The 4,106-nt window shown below is 67.2% G+C and carries 6 protein-coding genes; 1 reads left to right on the top strand and 5 read right to left on the bottom strand.

All coding sequences use genetic code 11. The features are described 5' to 3' along the window. Window positions 1-289: 289 nt before the first annotated feature. The 4 genes from ACR2FV_RS08570 to ACR2FV_RS08555 form a co-directional block, all read right to left on the bottom strand. Entirely contained in the window at window positions 290-1,033 is a 744-nt protein-coding gene (locus ACR2FV_RS08570; protein WP_434015272.1) for a hypothetical protein, read from the bottom strand. 308 nt (window positions 1,034-1,341) lie between these two features. Continuing rightward, complete coding sequence (locus ACR2FV_RS08565) at window positions 1,342-2,349, bottom strand: phosphatase PAP2 family protein (protein WP_434015271.1); 1,008 nt, start codon at window positions 2,347-2,349, stop codon at window positions 1,342-1,344. Between the two features lie 135 nt (window positions 2,350-2,484). Continuing rightward, window positions 2,485-2,790 carry a hypothetical protein gene (locus ACR2FV_RS08560; protein WP_434015270.1) on the bottom strand — a complete coding sequence of 102 codons (306 nt, stop codon included), beginning with the start codon at window positions 2,788-2,790 and terminating at the stop codon, window positions 2,485-2,487. 268 nt (window positions 2,791-3,058) lie between these two features. After that, window positions 3,059-3,208, bottom strand: coding sequence for a hypothetical protein (locus tag ACR2FV_RS08555; protein ID WP_434015269.1), 150 nt, complete (start codon window positions 3,206-3,208; stop codon window positions 3,059-3,061). On the opposite strand from ACR2FV_RS08555, the gene ACR2FV_RS08550 reads away from it, so the two are divergent. Further along, a complete protein-coding gene (locus ACR2FV_RS08550) occupies window positions 3,183-3,509 on the top strand; it encodes a 5-formyltetrahydrofolate cyclo-ligase (RefSeq protein ID WP_434015268.1) in 327 nt (108 codons plus the stop codon). The two genes, ACR2FV_RS08555 and ACR2FV_RS08550, sit on opposite strands and share 26 nt — an antisense overlap. Here the strand turns inward: ACR2FV_RS08550 and ACR2FV_RS08545 are convergent. Then, on the bottom strand, window positions 3,493-4,106 hold a 614-nt coding region (locus ACR2FV_RS08545), incomplete at its 5' end, for a penicillin acylase family protein (protein WP_434015267.1). The two genes, ACR2FV_RS08550 and ACR2FV_RS08545, sit on opposite strands and share 17 nt — an antisense overlap.

Below are 4,106 nucleotides of genomic sequence, written 5' to 3'. Positions count from 1 at the left end.
ACGATTTCGGTGAAGAACACCTTCAGGTCATACGCGACCGCGAGGAGGGTATTCGGTCGAGCCCTCGCAGCGACGAACTCCAGATAGCCATCCAGCACCGCATGGCCCAAAGAAACAGACTCCAGCTTACCGCCCGACATAGTCTCAGACCTCCGGAAGTAGTTGATCCTCACCTCGGTTGACCTGCGGCTTTTGGCGCGCCGCGCCGTCGGAAATCCGATCAATATCGCGTGGTGGTCGGTAGTCTTGGCTGCTACCGCGATCGTGACCTACGCGCCGTCATCGAGACCTACCGCTCCCGGCACGGCCAGATGCTCACCCTCACCGGGTTGGCCGACCGGATCGACAACCTCACCCAAGCACTCGAAGCCGTCGCGGGCAAAGTGCGCCGGCAAGAAGAGGAACTCCGCGCGCTCACACGCTTCCTCGGGACCAACGCCATCGCGGGGAGCACGGCAACCGCCCCCTCCGGCGGCGGATTAGCCGGAGAATCGAAGAACAGGATGTCGACCTGCAAGTTCAACAGGTGCGCCACCGAGGCGAACACCTGCCCGGCGATCTGCGGCAACGCCTCCAGTAGGAAGTCCATCGCCCGGTAGGCCTGATCGTCACTGAACCCAGGCAACCCTTGGATGGCCACCCGCTCGGCCACCCACCGCGTGGCGGCCAGCTTGGAGGCCGGCTCCAGGGCCCGCTGCGCCACCAGTGCGAACAGCACCCGCTCGGCCAGCTCGGGGTCGACTCGGCGCCCGGCCGCGGCCTTGGTAATCGCTGCGCTGAGCCCGAGGCGTGCCCAGATCCGGTCCAACGTCCACGCCCCACCCAACCGGTGCGAGTCCAACACCTCCACCTGCCCGGTGGCCGCCGCGGTGATGGCCTGCTCAGGGGTCAGGAACCGACCGATCGAGGACACCAACCGGGTCAACGCCTCCCGGTCCACGTCCTGCGCCCGGCCGAAGGAGTGGATCACCTTGGCGGTCGGGGCGCCGCTGTCCGGGTGGCGTTCGTTGTGCGCCAGTTGCAGGTAGGACACGGTCGAGCCGTCCCTGTTCTGTTCTTCCGCCGTGTCTCCCGCAAGTACATACCTACACGAAAGCACGTGCATGCAGGCCACGTCCAGTGACACGCCCAACTCGTGTGCCTACACGATCAACGCCACTGCGTACCCCGAGCAGCGCTGACCAGCACAGAGGCCATCAGCACCCCCCGAATGTGCCTACGAACTGCGGAAGTCCGGCCTGGCCGCCGCGCCCGCGTCGGCCGAGACCGAGGTCGAGGAGTCCGACACCTTCACTTCGGCGTTCACCATGCGTGAGCCGACTCGAGCGCTGAGCAGCAGCCTCAGTTGGCTACGAGGCGATCCTGGGAGACCTGCGCCTTCGCGCGGGACAGCGAGTCTGTGGCTCTGCGGGTGCCCAGCCAGCCCAGCCACACCGACACCCCACCGATCGCCAGACCGGCGATGTCGTCGACGATGTAATGCCACCCGAAGTAGATCGTCGAGATGGCGGTCAGCACCAGGAAGGTCCACATCGTCCACCGCACCACCTTGGGGAAGCCGGCCAGGTGCACGATCAGGGCCGCGGTGAAGACGATCGAGATGTGCAACGACGCGAAGGCCGCGATGCTGGAGACGGACATGGTGGCGTAGGGGTCGGCGAGCACGTTGGAACGCGCCCTGAGCATGCTGGCCTGCAACGCGCTCACGCCGGTGTCGGGCAGGTCGAAGAAGCGCCAGCGGAACTCAGCGAAGGGCCCTGAGGCCGGGATGAGGTAGTAGCTCGCCGTGCCCAGCGCCCAGTTCAAGCACAAAGCCGTGGTGTACCACAGCCCCAGCGTCACGTTGCGCGACCACACCAGGGCCGCGGCCAGCGAGATCGGCACGAAGAGCAGGAAGGCCAGGTAGACGAAGGACAGCACCTGGGCCGCCACTCCGGTGCCCAGGACCTCGTGCAAAAGGTCCCCCGGGTGATACCCGAAGGCCAGCACCGTGTCGGTTCCCATCAACTCCAGGTCGTCGGACTGATTGCGAACCATCGGTAGGAAGCTCTTGAGGTTGCGGTAGCCGACATAGGTCACGTAGAACGAGGCGAGCGCCACCACCACGACGGCCAAGCGCTCCTTGGGCCACCGATGGGCGATGACCTCCTTCGCCGCGGACGGAAGCCGCTTCACCCCGCGGGCCCGGATCAGCACGCGGGGCACGATGTCGGCCAGCAGGAACAGGCCGAGCAGGCTCGGCAGGCGGATCCAACTGGGGCCGAGGAAACCGTCGGGGTCGCGCAGCGGCAGACCAAGCGCGAGCGCTCCGATGACCGCCAGCCCACCCGTGGTCAGGGCCACGGCCATGGCAAGACCGAGACCTCGGCCACGCGTGAACAGGTGACGAACAACCGGCGGCATCTTAGTATTGTGCAGGTTGCGGGTTGGGGGTTGTCCACTTCACCCGCTGTGCCTTTGGTTACCGTTTGGTGACAAATTGCCTCAGCCGAGCACGGGCACGTCTCGCATGGCCGTCGCGATCTGGTCATCGGGGAGGTCGTAGTCGACCATCTGACCGCCGAGGTACTGCTCGTATGCGGCGAGGTCCAGGTGGCCGTGCCCGCACAGCGCGGTCAGGATCACCTTCCCCTCCCCGGACTCCCTGCACGCCTGGGCCTCGCGGATGGCGGCGGCCAGAGCGTGGGTCGGCTCCGGGGCGGGAACGATCCCCTCGACCTTGGCGAACTGCAGCGCCGTCGCGAAGCACTCCGTCTGCGGGATTGACCTGTACCAGCGTCTTTGTCGCACTTGAGGCCGTGAGGCTTATTCAAGATGGCTGAGGGAGGCAAGAATCTCACCCGCATAACTCGGCGTGCCTAAAGAGGTGACGGCCCGCCATCCGAGAGAATTGGGTTACCACACTCAATGAGGTTTTCTCACCAGGGGTGGGGGCGCGTGGCCAGTGTGACCTCTGTGACCTGAGGTGTCGGCGTGTCGTGACGTAGCCGTGGGGTCCTGGGTGCCAGATTCGTTTCCGACAAAGAACCCGATCAGCACCAGGACCCCACGTGATCACCTATCGTGCCATGGGCCAGGTCCACATCAGGAGTCCTCGCGCACCCAGCCCCCCGGAGCGGCCCTCGGACTTGGCCACGACCTGCACGCCCTCGACGGTGGCCTGCCGGTCGACCGCCTTGACCATGTCGATCAGCGCCAGGGCGGCCACACTGACGCAGGCGGCGGTAGCCCGGAGCCGAGGGTCTGAGGTGCTCCAGGGGGTCGACGTGGCGCTGATCCCCGCCCTGGCCGTCTCCCGCGACGGCCGGCGGCTGGGGCAGGGCGGCGGCTACTACGACCGGGTGCTGCCGGTGCTGCGCCAGCGTGCCTCGACGGTGCCGGTGATCGCCGTGCTGCACGATCACGAGTGGCTCCCGCAGGTGCCCAGCGAACCGCACGACGCGCTCGTCGACGCCGTGCTGACCACGGCCGGGGTGCAGGACGTCGAGGGCCTCACTCCTCCGGCGTGAGCAACAACCGGTGCTCCCCGGCGTCCTGGATCTCCTCACGGCCGAACGCCCACGGATAGCTGCGACCCTGCGCCCAGGCCCCGCTCTGGTCGCCGTAGTTGGCGTGGAACACGTGCCCGGAGCTGCCGCTCTGGTTGACCCAGGTGGACGCGTCGAGGTCGGCCAGGTCCACCACCATCCGCATGGAGGGCCCGGAGGTGACCTCGTAGCTGTCCACCCCCGCGTCCCAGCTCATGGCGTTGACCAGGGCCGAGCCCCCGGGCACGGGATAGGGGCCCTGGTTGAAGGCCGCGCGCACCAGCTGCGGCACCTCGGGCGAGCCGAGCACCGGGTGCCGCAGGGTGACCTCGTGCAGGCGGTCCCACTGCCAGTCCTGCGGGTCCTTGCTGATGTCGCGGGTCAGTTGCAGTCGGGCGTCGACCATCGCCTCCTGCAGGATCTGGTCCCGGGACTCGATGACACCGGGGGTCCGGTTGTCGTCCCACCACGGATCGTCGGGGCGCTCCAGCAGACTGCTGACCATCAGCATCCACCGGGAGTTGCCGGAGGCGTGCAGGTCGATCGGCAGCTCGTCGTCGACGGTCAGCTCCAACAGCT

This window comes from Ornithinimicrobium sp., from assembly GCF_051004135.1.
In the GTDB taxonomy this organism is placed as follows: Bacteria; Actinomycetota; Actinomycetes; order Actinomycetales; family Dermatophilaceae; genus Ornithinicoccus.
The sequence above is the reverse complement of the archived record's forward strand: the minus strand, read 5'-3'. Positions and strand labels throughout refer to the sequence as shown.